At 75.7% G+C, this 16,767-nt stretch carries 12 protein-coding genes; 10 read left to right on the plus strand and 2 right to left on the minus strand.

The window, feature by feature from the left end; all coding sequences use genetic code 11:
* Positions 1-48: 48 nt before the first annotated feature.
* The 3 genes from ACZCLJ_RS16825 (at position 49) to ACZCLJ_RS16835 (ending at position 6,357) form a co-directional block, all read left to right on the plus strand.
* The gene (locus tag ACZCLJ_RS16825) at positions 49-3,060 is read left to right on the plus strand and encodes a helix-turn-helix transcriptional regulator (RefSeq protein ID WP_463104580.1); all 3,012 of its coding nucleotides are present in this window, start codon (positions 49-51) and stop codon (positions 3,058-3,060) included.
* A 408-nt stretch (positions 3,061-3,468) separates the two neighbouring features.
* Positions 3,469-5,427 (plus strand): glycosyl hydrolase family 18 protein, encoded by a 1,959-nt coding sequence (locus tag ACZCLJ_RS16830; protein ID WP_463104581.1) that lies wholly within the window; start codon positions 3,469-3,471, stop codon positions 5,425-5,427.
* Positions 5,428-5,604: 177 nt separating this feature from the next.
* Entirely contained in the window at positions 5,605-6,357 is a 753-nt protein-coding gene (locus ACZCLJ_RS16835; protein ID WP_463104582.1) for a hypothetical protein, read from the plus strand.
* Between the two features lie 90 nt (positions 6,358-6,447).
* Here the strand turns inward: ACZCLJ_RS16835 and ACZCLJ_RS16840 are convergent, their stop codons facing one another.
* Together ACZCLJ_RS16840 and ACZCLJ_RS16845 are read right to left on the minus strand one after the other, a co-directional pair.
* Positions 6,448-7,134, minus strand: a complete 687-nt coding sequence (locus ACZCLJ_RS16840; protein WP_251150081.1) for a peptidase — start codon at positions 7,132-7,134, stop codon at positions 6,448-6,450.
* Between the two features lie 312 nt (positions 7,135-7,446).
* Positions 7,447-9,294 carry a DUF4012 domain-containing protein gene (locus ACZCLJ_RS16845; protein WP_463104583.1) on the minus strand — a complete coding sequence of 616 codons (1,848 nt, stop codon included), beginning with the start codon at positions 9,292-9,294 and terminating at the stop codon, positions 7,447-7,449.
* Between the two features lie 225 nt (positions 9,295-9,519).
* Between ACZCLJ_RS16845 and ACZCLJ_RS16850 the strand changes: the two genes are divergently transcribed.
* From ACZCLJ_RS16850 to ACZCLJ_RS16880, 7 genes are all read left to right on the plus strand, one after another.
* Positions 9,520-10,134 carry a sigma-70 family RNA polymerase sigma factor gene (locus ACZCLJ_RS16850; protein ID WP_353050402.1) on the plus strand — a complete coding sequence of 205 codons (615 nt, stop codon included), beginning with the start codon at positions 9,520-9,522 and terminating at the stop codon, positions 10,132-10,134.
* Positions 10,135-10,198: 64 nt separating this feature from the next.
* Positions 10,199-11,749 carry a hypothetical protein gene (locus tag ACZCLJ_RS16855; RefSeq protein WP_463104584.1) on the plus strand — a complete coding sequence of 517 codons (1,551 nt, stop codon included), beginning with the start codon at positions 10,199-10,201 and terminating at the stop codon, positions 11,747-11,749.
* 312 nt (positions 11,750-12,061) lie between these two features.
* Entirely contained in the window at positions 12,062-13,312 is a 1,251-nt protein-coding gene (locus tag ACZCLJ_RS16860) for an inositol-3-phosphate synthase (RefSeq protein ID WP_463104585.1), read from the plus strand.
* The gene (locus ACZCLJ_RS16865; protein WP_463104586.1) at positions 13,309-14,247 is read left to right on the plus strand and encodes an SCO3242 family prenyltransferase; all 939 of its coding nucleotides are present in this window, start codon (positions 13,309-13,311) and stop codon (positions 14,245-14,247) included. The genes ACZCLJ_RS16860 and ACZCLJ_RS16865 overlap by 4 nt, the downstream gene beginning before the upstream one ends.
* Positions 14,244-15,167: a sugar phosphate isomerase/epimerase family protein gene (locus ACZCLJ_RS16870; protein ID WP_463104587.1), complete on the plus strand. Its 924-nt coding sequence runs from the start codon at positions 14,244-14,246 to the stop codon at positions 15,165-15,167. The genes ACZCLJ_RS16865 and ACZCLJ_RS16870 overlap by 4 nt, the downstream gene beginning before the upstream one ends.
* Positions 15,164-15,889, plus strand: coding sequence for an EboA domain-containing protein (locus ACZCLJ_RS16875; protein WP_463104588.1), 726 nt, complete (start codon positions 15,164-15,166; stop codon positions 15,887-15,889). Before ACZCLJ_RS16870 ends, ACZCLJ_RS16875 begins: the two co-directional genes overlap by 4 nt.
* Positions 15,889-16,767: a TatD family hydrolase gene (locus ACZCLJ_RS16880; RefSeq protein ID WP_251150575.1), complete on the plus strand. Its 879-nt coding sequence runs from the start codon at positions 15,889-15,891 to the stop codon at positions 16,765-16,767. The genes ACZCLJ_RS16875 and ACZCLJ_RS16880 overlap by 1 nt, the downstream gene beginning before the upstream one ends.

Raw genomic sequence — 16,767 nt, forward strand, 5'->3', positions numbered from 1 at the left:
ATTTCACCCGGTCGTCGGGCAACGGTGCCCTCGGACGGAAGGGCCGACATGTCGGACAACGCGCTGGACCTCGTGATCCCGGAGCCCGCCCGGAGCGCGGACGCCCGTGCCGCACGGCGGCTCGAGCGGCTGTCGTCGCGGGCCCAGGAGACCGAGCTCGCCCTCGCGGCGGTCGTCGAGGGCCGGGGTGCGTTCGTGTGGACGGCCGAGCCGGGGATGGGCGCGAGCGCGACCCTCGAGCTCGTGTGCGAGGCGGTGGTCGCCGCGACGGTGGCCCACCCGCCCGTGGTCCTGCACTGCCGACCGCCCGCGGGCGTCTCGGTGCCCGGCGCGACGGTCGCCGCGCTCGTCTCCCAGGTCGTGCAGCTCTCCGGCCGCGCCGTGCCCGCGCGGCTCGAGCGCGCCCTCGACGTCACCGACCCGGCCTACGCCTGCCTCGCGGAGGTCGCCGCCGTCGCGCTCGCCGAGCTGTTCGTCGAGGCCTTCGAGGCGACGACCGTCGTGCTCGTGGCCGACGACCTGCACCTCCTCGACGAGCGCAGCCGCGCGGTGCTCGTCGCGCTCGTCGGGCACCGGCGGGCGCCCGTCGTCCTCCTCGCGACCGCTGCCGACGGCGCGCTCGACGCGTCGGTGACGCCGTTCGAGCTCCGCAGGGTCCCGCCGCTCGCCGCGGCCGACGCGCTGCACCTCCTGCTCGTGGAACGGCGGCTCGCCGTCGCGCCGCACGTCGCCGCGCACCTCGCGCGGCGGCTCGTCGGCAACGCGGCCGCGATCGTCCAGACCGCCGACCGCCTCACGCCCGAACAGCTCGCCGGCGGCGCGATCCTTCCCGACCCCCTGCCGGTCGTCCCGGCCGTACGGCGCCTGCTCGGGGACCGGCTCGCGCTCCTCACGGCGGAGCAGCGGCACGCGCTCCTCGTGGCGGCCGTCGCGGTCGTCGACCGGACCGAGCTCCTGCTCGCCGCTGTCGGCCAGACGATGGACGAGGTGCTCGACGGGCCCCTCGCCGAGCACCTCGCGCTCGTCGGCGGCAGGTTCGCATTCGTCGACCCCCGGGTGCGCGCGCTCGTGCACGGTGACGCCCGCCTCGCGGAGCGCACCGCGGCGCACTCCGCCCTCGCCGACGCCCACCGCCGTGCAGGGGAGGGCGACGTCGCCGTCTGGCACGGCGCGCTCGCGACTCTTGCCGGAGATCCCGCGCTGGTCCCCGGCCTGCTGCGCATCGCGCGGCGGCACCTCGAGCGCGGCGACGTCGTGTGGGCGCACGAGGTCGCGCGCGAGGCGGCGAGCCAGGCGGACGGCGACCATCGCGCCGAGGCGTTCGCCGTGGCGGGGATCGCGGCGCTGAAGTCCGGGCACGTCCAGGACGCGGCGGACTGGCTCCGCAAGGCGTCGCGCAGCGGGGACGACGCCCTGCGCGACCGGACCCTCGGCCCGCTCGTCGCCGCCCTCACGCTCGCCGAGGGCCAGGTGCCCGACGACGTCCTCACGCCCTACCTCCGCCCCGCGGGTCCGGAGGGGCCCGCGTCGGCGGCGCGCCCGGGGATCACGTGCGGCGTCGTCACCGCGGCGCGCCTGCACGCCGAGCGCGGTGACGGGGTGAGCGCGAGCCAGCTCCTCGACACGGCCGCCTACCTCTGCCCGTCCGGTGCGGACGCGGACCCGACGACGCTCGCCGAGCTCGCCCTCGGCCGGACCTGGGCCGCGACGTTCGGCGTGGGGGAGCGTCCCGCCCACGTTCCCGACGACGGCCTCGGACCCGACCACGAGGCGTACGTCCAGGTCTGCCGCGCCCTCGCCGTCGCCGCCGACGACCATCCGGACGTCGCCGCGCAGACGCTCGCGAGCGCCGTCGCGTCGCTCGCCCCCGTCCGGGACGAGGCGCGCTGGTTCGACGGGCCCGCGACCGCGCTCACGCCGCTCGCCGAGGCACACGTGCGCCTCGCCCAGGTGCTCGTCGACGTGTGGCGCGGCAACCTCACGCGAGCAGCCGACGAGATCGCCGACGCCGCGTTCCGGCTCCCGCTCGGCCTGCCCTTCGCCGGGCTCGGCGTCGCCGTGGCGCGGCGCGTCGACATGATGACCGCCGGTGTCGTGGGCAGCGTGGCGACGGCGCTCGAGGAGACGTGCGCGAGCCCCACGGCGCGCCCCGTCCGGCTCGGGCTCCTGGTCGACCGCGCGATGGGGGCCGCGTTCGCGCACCACGTCACGCAGGCCGCGACGCTCCTCGAGCTCGCCGCCGAGCGGGAACGGCCCGACAGCGCGCGCATGCTGCCGCTGCCCGGGCTCGACGACGTCGAGGCGTGGGTCGTCGCCGGGCGCGTCGACGCGGCGCACCGCGCGCTCTCGAGACGTCGCGTCGACGTCAAGGAGCTGCCGCCGTCGTTGCGCGCAGCCTCCCTCGTGCGGGCCGAGCTCGCGCTCGCGGCGCCCGAGGAGCTCGCCCAGCCCGTCGAGCGCGCGACGCGCGTCAACCGGACGACGGCCTCGCCCTACGAGCACGCGCGGACCGACCTGTGCGCGGCGCGCGCCCTCGTCCGGGCCGGCGAGCTGTCGCGTGCCCACGGGCTGTTCCTCTCGGCCATCGAGCTCTTCGCCGAGTCGGGGGCCGACGCCTGGGCGAACGCGGCCCGGGACGAGCTCGTCGACGTCGTGCGCCACCTGGGCGGGCACCACGACGACGACGTCGTCGACCGGTCGCCGACGGAGGCTGCGGGTGGACCCACCGCCGGGGCGGCGAGGACGTGGACCCGCCCGGGTGCGGCGGAGCCGGGCCCGCCCGTCGCGCGCGTGCCCGACCGCTGCCGTCTCGCCGCACGGGAGAGCGAGGTGTCCGACGACGCGCTCGCGGAGCTGCGCGTGCGGTGGGCGGACGAGCTCACGGAGCGCGAGCTCGACGTCGCGCTGCTCGTCGTGCAGGGCGGGTCGAACCGTGAGGCGGCCGACCAGCTCTTCCTGTCGGTCCGCACGGTGGAAGTGCACCTCGGCCGGGTCTTCCGCAAGCTCGGCGTCCGGTCGCGGGTCGAGCTCACGGTGCTCGCGCACCGCGTGGGTCGCTGATCCGCGCAGGGCGTCCCGTCTCGTCGTCGTGCACCGCGACGCCTCGTGGACGTACCGCAGCGCGCCGAACCCCGGGTCGTGCGTCGATCGGTGGCCGGAACGGCCGGCAACCCGGGGCTCGGCGCGTTGACGGGGCCGGGCAACCCGGGGTTCGGCGCGTTGGACGGGGGAAGTCCTCGCGGAGACGAGGGGCGCGCAACCAGCAGGCGATGGCGCCGGTTCGTCCGTTGTCGAGGTGTTCTGTCCTACGGGTTCTCCCCTACAGCGCGCGTAAGTTCAGATCGTGAACAATGTGGAGAGCGCGGATGTCCGGCGGACGGGTGCGCGCCTAGGTTCGTGACGACCCAGGTGACGACGCCGGCCGCGGAGGCCGGGTCGTCGCCCACGACACCACGTGAGGCAGGACCCATGGACGTGTTCACCCGAACCAGGCGGACGGGACGCCGACGCGGCGGCCCCGCCGTCGCGCTCGCCGCGACCGTCGCCCTCGTCGCCGGACTGGTCGGCGCCGCACCGGCCGGTGCCGTTCCCGCAGCCGTCCCCGCCGCCGAGACCGCCCCCGTCACCCGTCCCGGCGACAGCGACGTCAACGGCTACCGGAACGTCGGCTACTTCACGCAGTGGGGCGTGTACGGCCGCGGCTTCCCGCTCAAGAAGGTGCAGGACTCCGGGGCCGCGGCGGACCTGACGCACATCAACTACTCGTTCGGCAACATCCACCACCAGGACCTGACCTGCTTCATCGCGAACAAGGCCCAGGGCACCGGCCCGAACGGGTCCGACGGCGCGGGGGACGCGTGGGCCGACTTCGGCATGGGCTACACCGCGGCGAGCTCCGTCGCCGGGGTCGCCGACGCCTGGGACCAGCCGCTCGCGGGCTCGTTCAACCAGCTCAAGCAGCTCAAGGCCAAGAACCCGCACCTGCGCCCGATGATCTCCCTGGGCGGCTGGACGTGGTCGAAGAACTTCTCGAAGGCCGCGGCGACCGACGCGTCCCGCACGAAGCTCGTGTCGTCCTGCATCGACCTCTACATCAAGGGCAACCTGCCCGTGATCGACGGCCGCGGCGGTCCCGGCGCGGCGGCCGGTGTGTTCGACGGCATCGACATCGACTGGGAGTGGCCCGGCTCGCTCAACGGCGAGGTGGGCAACCACGTCGACGTCGTGAACGACGCGCGCAACTTCAAGCTCCTGCTCCAGGAGTTCCGCACCCAGCTCGACGCGTACGGCGCGCAGACGGGCAAGCACTACCTGCTGTCCGCGTTCCTGCCGGCGAACCCCGACGACATCGCCGCGGGCGGCTGGAACGACCCTGAGATCTTCGAGTACCTCGACTACGGCAACGTCCAGGGCTACGACCTGCACGGCGCGTGGGACCCGGCGCTCGCCGGGCACCAGGGGAACCTCTACGACGACCCGGCCGACCCGCGTGCGGCGAACCGGCAGTTCAGCGTCGACAAGGCCGTGGACGAGTACCTGCGCACCGGGATCGACCCGTCCCAGCTCGGCGTCGGGCTCGCGATGTACGGCCGCGGCTGGAAGGGCGTCGGCTCGGCCGAGCCCTGGTCCGCCGCGACCGGCGCGGCCCCCGGCACGTGGGAGGCCGGCAACGAGGACTACGACAAGCTCCGGACCCGTGGCCAGGACTACTACGACGCGGAGACCGTCTCGGCCTGGCGGTACGACGGCGACCAGTGGTGGAGCTACGACAACCCCCGGTCGGTCGCCGCGAAGGCGGAGTACGTCGCCGACGAGGGCCTCGGCGGCGGGATGTGGTGGGACCTGTCGGGCAACCACGACGGCTCGCTCCTCGGCGGCTTCACCGACGCCCTGCGCGCCGCGCCGGCCGGCCCCGTCGACGGGACCGACGGACCGACGGACCCCACCGACCCGACGGACCCGACGGACCCGACGGACCCGACCGACCCGACGGACCCGACCGACCCGACCGACCCGGGTGACGGGTGCCTACCCGCCTGGTCCGCCGCGGCGGTCTACACGGGCGGCGCCACGGCGTCGTACGAGGGGACGAACTACCGCGCGAAGTGGTGGACCCAGGGCGAGACACCGACCGCGGGCGGACCGTGGGAGGCCACGGGCCCGTGCGGCGACGACCCGACCGACCCGACCGACCCGACGGACCCGACCGACCCGACGGACCCGACCGACCCGACGGACCCGACCGACCCGACGGACCCGACCGACCCGGGTGAGTGCACCGCGGCCGCCTGGTCAGCGTCCGCGGTCTACACCGGCGGCGCGACGGTCTCCTACCAGGGCCAGAGCTACCGCGCGAAGTGGTGGACGCAGAACAACGTCCCCGGAGCGGAGCAGTACGGCCCCTGGGAGTCGCAGGGCGCCTGCTGAGCCGGCCCTGAGCGGCCGCGGGTACGGGGAAACCCGTACCCGCGGCCCTCGACCCGTGTGGATCTCCCCGATCTCGACGCCCCGCTGCGCTCGTCGGCGTGGACGGGCCGTCGAGGTCACCCCGCCGCCCTCCCCAGTGGGCTACGGGGTCGCTCCGATCGTGAAAGGCGAGTCACCGTGCACCTGCGTCGCGGCATCCTTCGTCCCCAGTCCGGCGGACGTCCCGCACACCCGAGGACGGAGGGGGCCGCGCCGCGGCCACCGCTGCCGGGTGCAGCGGCACGCTCCGGTCACGTCCTGGCGGTCGCGCTCGCCGTCGGCCTCCTCGCGTCGTGCACCGGGGCCCCGGGTGCGGGCAGCGGGCCCGACGGCGCACAGCCCACGGAGACGTCCGGCGCGGAGGCGTCCGACGCCGGCGGATCAGGCCCTGCCGGTGCGGGCGAGGACCACGCCGAGCACGGCGACCACGCGCAGCACGGCGGTCAGGTCGCCGTGGGGCCCCTCGTCCTGCCCGCCGCGGAGTACTGGTCCGTGATCCAGCCGGACGACGGCGTGACGCAGGTGCGTGCCGGGGGGTGCCCGGAGGGTGCCGTGTGCCCGAGCTTCGACATCCTCACCGGGCCGGCGCTCGACGGCGTCGACCCCGCCGCGGCGCACGTCCCCGACGGCGCGACCTGCCCCGGCGCGGACGCGCTCACGGCCCAGCCCGTCGCCGCGGCCGAGGAGTCGGAGGCGGTCGTGGGCGGCACACCCGCGACGCTGACCCGCTGGACGTTGTCGTGCGTCGACGGTTCCGGGACCGAGGTGCGCACCGCCGACCAGCTGCAGTGGTACGTCTCCGACGCTCCCGGCGGGCCGGTGCTCGTCGTCGACCGCTGGGCCTTCGAAGGTCTCGGGTCACGTCTCGCCGCCGGGTCCTGGCCGGCCTGAGGGCTCCTGCACGACGACCGGCTCCGCACCTCGCGAGGTGCGGAGCCCGTCGTCGTGGACCTGGGCCGTCCGGCTGACCGGACGAGCCGGTCAGCTCCTGCGCGTCCGGCGCGTCAGCAGCAGGATCGCCGCGCCGACGACCGCGAGACCGCCGGCGATCGCCGCGTACAGACCGACCGTCGCGCCGGTGTCCGCGAGGCCGGGCGCGTCGCTCGACGCGGACGTCACCGGGTTCGACACCTGCTGGGCGGGCGGCGGCGGGTCCTCCTCGCCGGGCGGGTTCGTCGCACAGTTCGGCGACGACGGCGGGTAGTCCACCGTGACGACGGTCTCGGGGTTGACCTCGAAGAGCACCTCGACCGACGGGCGGACCCAGTCGAACTCGTCGCCCACGACCCACTCGCCGTCCTCCAGGCGCCAGCCGGGCCAGTCGGCACCACGGCCGTCAGGACCGACCACCGCGCCCGGCCAGATGACCCGACCGCTGAGCGGCAGCCCGGACTCGACGACGTCGTCGCCGGAGGGGTTCTGCCACGTGATGGTGACGGTGTCGTTCTCCGTGCCCGTGACGTCGACCGCGTAGTCGAGGTACGGCACGTCGCCGTCGCAGACGGGGGCGAGGACCGTGAGGTCGATCGTGGGCTCCGGCGGGACGTACGAGTCGTCGGTCGGGGTGGCGGCCTGGGCGGCCGGCGCGCTGAGCAGGCCGGCGATGCCGACGGCTGTGATGACGGCGAGCGTCCGGCTCGCGCGGCGGAGCCCTCTCGAGCTGCTCATGGCTTCCTCGTCTCGGTCTCAGGAGGTGCGGTGCTGGAAGGAGGGAGCCGGCGAGCAGCGGCGCTGATACCCGGCCACGGCTGCCCTGCCACCCTCCCGGAAAGTCGGGCTGCGGCCACAGTATCGATGTCGGCGCTTCGAGTTGGACGATCGTCCGGGTGAAAAGAATGCCACCGGGGCATCGTTACCGGTCCGTGACGCGAATTCACCCTTCACGGCGGTGACGACGGCCGTCAGCCAACGATCGGGGCGTCGCACAGCGCTGCGCTCGGCGGCGGTCCTCGGCTCCGGTCGGAGCCCGCGGGACCGTGGTCAGCCGCAGACCGGGACCTCGACCGTCTGCAGGCCGGGCGTGCGCGCCGTCGGGGTCGTCCACACGTCGAGGAGTCCGGGCGAGGGGTCGGGAGCGGCGTCGTCGGCAGGGGCCGACGTCGTGGCGAACGTGACCGTCGTGGTCTCGCCGGGCGCGAGGTCCACCATGACCGACACGGCGGCGCGGTCGCCGACGGTCCCGGGCTGACCCGGCGCCGGACGGTCGTCACGACGGACGTCGGTGGCGCTCTCGCCGCGCGGGGGGTAGAGCACGACGAACGTCCGGATGACGCCCGGGGCGACGCCGTAGATCCCGCCGCCGGTCACGTACCACGGCAGGCTCGTCGCGGCGTCTGCCGGAGCGGTCGAGGTCAGGTCGGCCGCGAACGTGTCGACGCGGCCGTCGGCCGTGCAGCGGCTCCCCGTGTGCCGGACGGCGGTGTCGAGGTAGTAGCCCATCTTCCCGCCGGTGCCGTCGTTGAGGAACACCCCGACGGAGCGCGCGGCGCGGTCCGCGGTGTCGACGTCTCCGGCCACGACGGTGCCCGCGAGGCTCTCCTGCTCGTCGGCGTGGGCGGACCACAGCATCAGGCGGTGCTCGTCCGCGGCGCGACCGACGGCGTCGAGGGCCGTCGCAGGGTCCCCGCCGCCGCCGAGGAACGTGCCGATGACCGACGAGGCGACCGTCGCGAAGAACTCGTCGGTCGCCGGTCCGGGCTCGAGCTCCGCGTAGGCGTCCGAGAGGAGGGTGCGGACCACGGTCGTCGAGTCCACGGTCGTGCCCGCCACGTCGACGGGTCCCGTCGACTCGAGGAGATAGGACAGGGCGACGGGGTCGGTCGCGAGGACCCCGTCCACCTGCTCGCCCTGGGCCTGCGCCCACATCTCGGCGGAGAGCGCGGCCGCCGTCGGGAAGTCGGGCGTGAGCGTCGTGTCCTGGACGAAGCGCCCCACACGGTCGGAGTAGAGCTGCTCGACACCCGGGACGAGCGGCAGGACCGGCTCGTCGAACGGCGGCACGTCGCCGGTCGCCGCCTGTCGCTCGAGGACGACCCGGCCGTCGTCGACCGTGAGGACGGCGAGCGCCCCGGTGATGCCGCCGCCGGCGCGCAGCTCGGCGTTGCTGAGCGCGAGGACGAGGTAGCGGCGAGGGCCGTCGGCACCGAGCATCGCCGGTCCGAGCGTCGTGACGCGATCGGCGGTGCGCACGAGCGGGCGCAGCTCGTCGGTCGCGGCGACGAGCCGGTCGTACGGCTCCGCGACCTCCGCGTGCAGCGCCGTGCGGTCCACCTGCGCGTGGCGCGCGTCGATGTCGTCGAACGCGGCGGCCGCACGGGCCGTCAGCGGGGCCGCCGCCTCGAGCGGTGCGAGGTCGACCCTGCCGTCGGTGATCGTGACCGCGTCCCCGTCGACGACCGCGAGCACCTGGGACAGCGGGGGAAGGACGTCGGTGGCGAGGTCGTCGACCGTCGCCGCGGACGCCGAGTAGGCGCGCACGTCCTGCCCGACGACGGGAAGGTGGGCGGCGAGCGTCCAGAGGAACCCGTCGGTGCTCGCGCGCGCGGTCGCGGTGAGCGGCTGAACATCGGCGAGGAGCGCGGACGCCGTCTCGACGTCCCCCGCGCGCAGCGCCTCCTCCGCGGCCGGGACCTCGGCCATCGCCTCCTCGAGGGCGTCGCGTGCGGTCAGGGCGTCACGGACGAGGAGCGCGGCTCCGACGAGGAGGAGGACGCCGAGCGCGACGAGCGACCAGCCCACCCAGAGTCCCCAGCGGCCGCGGCGGCGTCGCGGTCCCTCCGGCGCGGCCTGCTGGTGCTCCGCCCCGCCGGCGGCGTCGGTGGCGCTCATGGTGCTCAGCGTAGGGCGTCGACGGTGGCAGGATCGTGCCCGGAGCGGGTGAGGTACGGGTGATCCTGGGGCCGCTCCCGTCCCGGGCGGTCGCCCGTCCCGCGGCCGGCCCAGGTGCTCGCGAAAGCCGACGACGCCGTCGTGCAAGGACCCGCCGGTCCGCGACACAGAGCGGTTGACGACAGCCGACGACAGCCCACGACAGCCGACGACACAGGAGCCGCCGTGACGACCGACGAGACGCCCGACGCGACGTCGGGTGCCGCGCGCGAGCACCTGCCGCACGACCCACCGCACCACGCACCGCACGACGCCGCGTGGTTCGCCGTGCTCTTCGGCGCGCACTCGGGCGCCCTGTACCGCTACTTCCGTCGCCGCCTGCCGACCGGTCAGGGCGCCGTCGGCCCCGACGCGGAGGACCTCGCCGCCGAGGTCCTCGCGACGGCGTGGCGTCGTCGCGAGGACGTGCCCGACGGCGCCGAGCTGCCCTGGTTGTACCGGACCGCCGGCTTCGTGCTGGCCAACCATCGGCGCAAGGCCCGGGCCGTCCCCGTCGCCGACGTGCCGGAGGAGTCGGACGCGGGTGCCGACGTCGAGCACGTCGTGGTGCAGGACGACGCGGTGCGGCGCGCGCTCGTCGCCCTGTCGCCGCGCGACCGGCGGATCCTGCTGCTCCACGCGTGGGAGGGGCTGACGGGCGACGAGCTGGCGGCCGTGCTCGGGGTGTCCCGCGGCGGGGCGGACGCCGCGCTGTCGCGCGCGCGGGCCCGGTTGCGCGCCGCGTGGGACGACGACGGGTCGGTCGCCGCGGCGCGTGCCCCGCAAGAGACCGGCGCCTGACGACACAAGCCCGGTGGACGACGCAACCGTCGGACCCGCGTCCTGCGCAGTACCTGGAGTCGACATGACCACGAACACCCCTGACGAGCCCACCGCGGCACCCGCTGACCGGACCGAGCGGGCCGGTGTCCCGGAGCCGGCGGACAGCACGGAGACGGTCCACGGCTCCGGTCCGGCCGGTACCGACGACGTCGTCCTGGACCGGCTGCGGGCCGCCGACCCGGCCGCCGGCGAGACGCCCGACCTCTCCGTGATCGAGGCGGCGGTCCGCGAGCGCGCTCCCGAGGCGTTCGCCGACACCCGCACCGGCACCGGCGACGCCGGTGCGGCGGCACCGGTCGTCGAGCTCCCGGTGGTGCCGGACGTGCTCGCCGCGCGCCGTCGTCGTGCGCCGCTGCTCGTGGCCGCGGCCGTCGCGGGCGTGCTCGTGGTCGGTGGGGGCGGTTACGCGCTCGGCGCCGGGACCGGTGCGGGGAGCGCGTCGGACGAGCAGGCCGCCAGCACCGCTCTCGCCCCGATCCAGCTCGGGTCGTCGGCGCAGGAGGAGTCGGCGGCGGCGTCCGACGCGGCGGGTGGCGGCGTCCAGAGCCAGCTCGAGGCCTCACGCGCCGCGACCGACATGGCCTACGGGGGGAGCTGGGGCGGGCGCACCGTGTTCCACCAGGACGGGCTGCCGACCGAGGGGGGTCGTGCCGACGCCTGGGCGTACGACGCGCAGGCCGTGTTCTCGGAGGAGACGGCACGCCGCGTCGCCGACGCCCTCGGGGTCGAGGGGGAGGTCCGCGAGGAGTACGGCGCGTACGCCGTCGGGTCGAGCGACTGGACGGGGCCGCAGGTCTCGCTCCAGCCCGACGGTCTCGCGAGCGTGTCGTTCAACGACCCGACGAAGGACCCGTGGGGCTGCGTCGTCGTGACGCCGATGCCCGCGGAGGAGGGCGGCTCCACCGACGGGGGCGACGGGACGTCGGCCGTCGACCCGGGGGCGTGCGTCGAGCAGGACCACGGCGCGCCGCCGAGCGGGGACGACGCGGTCGCGCAGCTGCGCGCCGTGCTCGGCGAGCTGGGCCTCGACGCCGGTGCGTTCGAGGTCGTCGCGGACGAGCAGCCCGCCGACCAGGGCGCCCCGCGGTCCACCACGGCGTCGGCGTACGAGGTCGTGGACGGTCGGCGCACGGGCGTCGCGTGGGGTGCGACGTTCTCCGGCGCGGGCATGTCGTCGCTGTACGGGTCGCTCGCCCCGCGCGTGCCGCTCGGCACGTACGACGTCGTGAGCCCGGCCGCGGCGGTCGAGCGGCTCGGCGACGCGCGGTTCTCCGGCGGGGGCCCGATCGCGTGGGCACGCGAGGACGTCGGGACGGCGGTCCCCGAGATCGGCGTCGCCCCCGAGGAGGCCGAGGTTCCCACGGTCCCGCCGACCGTCGCGGAGGGCAGCCGGTTCGCGTGGCCCGTGACCGACGTGACGATCACCGACGCGCGGCTCGGCGCGGCCGTCCAGCACCAGCCGGACGGCGCTGCGGTGCTCGTCCCGGCGTACGAGCTGACCGACGCCGGCGGGAGCACCTGGTCGGTGCTCGCCGTCGCGGACGAGCAGCTCGACTTCGCCGCCGCCCCCTGACCCGCCGCCCCCTTCTCCGCGCCGAACACGACCTGGCGGTCGTTCTGGGGCCCAGAACGACCGCCAGGTCGTGTTCGGCGGCGGACCGGGGCGGTCTCCGTCGCGGCTTTTGTCGTGCCCTGCGGCGAGTGCGAGCAGAACCGAACTGCTTTTGATTGACCACCGACAAAAGTGTGACTAGGGTCGCTGCAGGCCGTCGCCTCGGGCACACTCCCCGTGTGCTGCGGGCACCGGCCGGCGGTGGCAGTGAAGCCATCGTCGCGACACTTGGGTCCGCGCCCCGGCGCGTGCCCGACGGGAACGGGAGCAACGATGCACCACAACGCCTCTGGTCGGACCGGTCTGTGGCTCGTCGGGGCCCGCGGGTCGGTCGCGACGACCGCGACCCTCGGCCTCGCCGCGATCGTCGACGGCCGTGCCGCGCCCACCGGGTGCGTCACCGCGCAGGAGCCGTTCGCCTCCGCGCCGCTCCCCGCCTTCGCGGACCTCGTCGTCGGCGGTCACGACATCACCGACGTCTCCATGGCGAAGCACGCCGAGCTCCTCGTCGAGGCCGGCATGATCCCGCCGCGCCTGCTCGCCTCGACCCATGCCGCGCTGGAGCGGGCCGACGCCGAGGTGCGCCGGGGCTACGACGCCCGTCCGGGCGTCCTCGCGCAGGGGCCGCGCGAGTCCCAGCAGGCCGCGGCCGAGCGCCTCGCGGCCGACATCACCGACTTCCGCGAGCGCAACGGTCTCGCGCGCGTGGTCGTCGTCGACCTCGCGTCCACCGAGCCGCTGCCCGAGCCCGCGCCGGAGTTCTCCGACCGCGCGCTGCTCGAGGCGGCCCTCGCCGACCCGGACCGCGCCGTCCTCCCGCCCAGCTCCGTCGTCGCGTACGCGGCGCTGCTCGCGGGCGCGCCCTACGCCGGCTTCACGCCGTCGGCGAGCATGGACCTGCCCGTCCTCGTCGAGATCGCGCGCGAGCGCGGCGTGCCCGTCGCGGGCCAGGACGGCAAGACCGGTCAGACCTGGCTGCGCACGATCCTGGCGCCCGCGTTCGCCGCGCGCGGCCTGCGCGTGCTCTCGTGGGCCGGCGCGAACCTGCTCGGCGGCGGCGACGGTGCGACCCTCGCCGACCCCGAGGCCGTCCGCAGCAAGCTCGCGTCGAAGACGCGCGGCCTCCAGGACCTCACGGGCAGCCAGGTCACCCCGCTGCACATCGACAACGTCCCCGACCTCGGCGACATCAAGGTCGCGTGGGACCACGTGCACGTCGAGGGCTTCCTCGGCTCGCGCCTCACGCTCCAGACGACGTGGTCCGCGTACGACTCGATGCTCGCCGCGCCGCTCGTGCTCGACCTCGCGCGCCTCCTCGCGCTCGCGGACGCCGCAGGGTGCGCCGGTCCGGTGCCCGAGCTCGGGTTCTTCTTCAAGGACCCGTGGGGCAGCGACGTGCACGACTTCGCGACGCAGACCGTCGCGCTCGCCGACTGGGTGCGCGACGCCGGTGCCCGCGTCGTCGGGAGGGCGGGGATGCACGGCTCGACGGGCGACGTCGTCGCGCCCGACGACCGGGCGTGACCGTGTCGACCAGCCTGCCGACCAGCCCGCCGACCAGCCCCACCCTGCGCGACCACCTCGACCTCGTCCGCGCCCCTGCCGTCCTGTCCGTCGTCGGCGACACGCTCGCCGGCGCGGCGGCCGCCGGGCACCGGACGACCCCTCGTCGCGCTCTGCTGCCCCTCGCGTCCGCGTGCCTGTACGCGGGCGGCATGGCGCTCAACGACTACTCCGACCGGCACCTCGACGCGCTCGAGCGGCCCGAGCGGCCCATCCCGTCGGGCCGGGTCACGCCGCGCCGTGCGCTCCAGGTGGCGACGGGACTCACCGCGGCGGGGATCGGGCTCGCCGCCGTCGGTGGCGGACGCCGCGCGCTCGCCGTCGCCGTGCCGCTCGCCGCGAGCGTGTGGACCTACGACACGGTCGCCAAGGACCGTCCCGTCGGCCCGGTCGTCATGGCGGCGTGCCGCGGCCTCGACGTCCTGCTCGGCGCGGGGGTCGGGCACCTGCGCGCGGCGCTGCCCGCCGCGACCGCGCTCGCCGCGCACACCGCGGGCGTCACCGTGCTCTCGCGCGGCGAGGTCCACGGCACGACGACGCCCGTCGCCGCGGCCGTCGGGGGCGGCACGCTCGCCGTGGCCGCGGCGGTCACCGCGGGCGCGCTGCGCGGCGACGGCCTCGGGCGCACCGCGCGCGTCGCGGCGGTCGCCGCCGCCGGGGCGTACGTCGCGACGTGCCTTCCGCGCCAGACGGACGCCGCACTGACGCCGTCCGCGGCCAACGCGTTCGCCGCGACCAAGGCGGGCATCCGCGCGATGGTGCCGCTCCAGGCGGCCTGGGCCGCCCGCGGCGGCGGCCTCGCGTCCGTCGGGGTGCTCGCCGCCGTGGAGGTCGCCGGCCGGCTGCTCCGGCGCGCGGGACGGCGTCCCGGCCGGGCCGAGATGAGCGAGACGTGAGCGCCGGGGACGAGCCGGGCAGCGGCGTCGGGCAGCGCACGCTCCCGTTCGCGCTCGGGTACGGCACGAACGGCTTCACCGACCACCCGCTCGACGACGTGCTCAGGATCCTCGAGCACGAGGGCTACGAGGCCGTCGCCCTGACCCTCGGCTTCCCCCACCTCGACCCGTTCGCCCCGGGCTGGGGCGACCGCGTCGACGCGCTGCGGACGCGCCTCGGGGGGCTGCGCGACGGCGCGGGGATGCGCGTCGTCGTCGAGACGGGCACGCGGTTCCTCCTCGACCCGTACCGCAAGCACCGCCCGACCCTCGTCGACGCCGAGGCGGAGCCGCGACTGCGGTTCCTCGAGCGGGCCGTCGAGATCGCGGCGGGCCTCGACGCGGAGTGCGTCTCCTTCTTCTCCGGCGTCCTGCCCGACGACGCGTCCCCGGCCGACGGGTGGGCTCGCCTGCGCGAGCGGCTCCCGGCCCTGGTCGAGCACGCCCACGGCCTGGGCGTGCGGCTCTCGCTCGAGCCGGAGCCGGGGATGCTCGTCGAGACGGTCGCCGACGCGCTGCGGCTGCGCGACGACCTCGGCGACCCTCCCGGCCTGGGTATCACGGTCGACGTGGGCCACTGCCTCGTCGTCGAGCCCGACGGGGTCGAGGGCGCGCTGCGCGCCGCGGCCCCGTACCTCGCGAACGTGCAGCTCGACGACATGCCCTCGACGCACCACGAGCACCGGCCGTTCGGCGAGGGAGAGATCGACCTGCCCCTCGTGCTCGCGACGCTCACGGACGTCGGGTACACCGGCGTCGCGGCGGTCGAGCTGCCGCGCCACTCCTACGACGCCCCGGGCCTCGCGCGGCGCAGCATGACAGCGCTGCACGACGCGTGGCCCGCGGGCAACGCCCCCGCCCACCCCCAGGAGGTGCCATGACCGAGGACCAGACCCACCGGGTCGACGACGCGACCGGGAGCCCCGGCGAGCGCTGGCTCGCCGACGCGCTCGCCGAGGTGGCGCGCGACCCCGGTTCCGCCGCGCGCGCGTTCGCGCTCGCCGGCCGCAAGGTCGGGCGGTCCGCGCTGCGTCCGGACGGGGACCCCGCGGGCGTCCTGCACGGCACCGTCGACGACGCGGCCCGCGCGTCGCTGGTCGTGGCGCTCGCCGACGCGCTCGGACCGGACAGGGGTGCCGCGCTCGGTGCGCGGCTCGCCGACCTGTACCAGCACGGGGACACCGCGGAGCGGCGCGGCGTCCTGCGCGGGCTCGACGCCCTGACCGAGCGCGGGAGGCTCGACGCCGACGTCGTCGCCGTCGGGACCGAGCTCGCCGCCGACGCGCTGCGCACCAACGACCAGAGCCTCGTCGCCGCGGCGGTGGGCCCGTTCGCGGCCGCACACCTCGACCAGCACGCGTGGCGTCACGCCGTCCTCAAGCTCGTGTTCATGGGCGTGAGCCTCGACGCCGTCGCCGGTCTCGACGACCGTGCGGACGACGAGCTCGCGCGCATGGCCCGCGACTTCGCCGCGGAACGCCGGGCGGCCGGGCGCGTCGTGCCCGACGACGTCGCGCGCCTCGCGTCCGACGTCACCACCGGCCCGACCCGGCCCGACCAGACCACCCCCGGCACGTCGTCCACCACCGGAAGGAGCGCCTGATGCGCATCTTCGACCCGCACATCCACATGACGAGCCGCACGACGGACGACTACGAGGCGCTGTACGCCGCGGGCGTGCGCGCGCTCGTCGAGCCGGCGTTCTGGCTCGGGCAGCCGCGCACGAACGTCGGGTCGTTCCTCGACTACTTCGACTCGCTGCTCGGCTGGGAGAGGTTCCGGGCCGCGCAGTTCGGCATCCGGCACCACGCGACGATCGCCCTCAACCCCAAGGAGGCGAACGACCCCCGCTGCCGCGAGGTGCTCGACGAGATCCCGCGCTACCTGCTCAAGGACGGCGTGGTCGCCGTCGGCGAGGTCGGGTACGACTCGATGACGCCCGAGGAGGACGAGGTGTTCGCGCGCCAGCTCCAGATGGCGCGCTCCGTCGAGCTGCCCGTGCTCGTGCACACGCCGCACCGGGACAAGCTCGCGGGCACGCGGCGGACGCTCGATGTCGTGCGCGAGTCGGGGCTGCCGTCCGAGCACGTGCTCGTGGACCACCTCAACGAGACGAACGTCGCCCTCGTGCTCGACGCCGGGGCGTGGGCCGGGTTCTCGATCTACCCGGACACGAAGATGGACGAGGACCGGATGGTCGCGATCCTCCAGGAGCACGGGACCGAGCGGATGATCGTCAACTCCGCCGCGGACTGGGGCCGCTCCGACCCGCTCAAGACGCTCAAGACCGGGCACGCGATGCTCGCCGCGGGCTTCTCGGAGGACGACGTCGACCGGGTGCTGTGGCGCAACCCCGTGGAGTTCTACGGGCAGTCGGGCAATCTCGTGCTCGACCCGGTCCCGGGGTTCACGGCCGGGGAGCTCCCGACCCCGGGCGTGGAGTTCGAGGGCTCGTCCGTGCTCCGCGGCGTGCGGGCCTGA

The organism is Cellulosimicrobium sp. So1_17 (assembly GCF_055181235.1).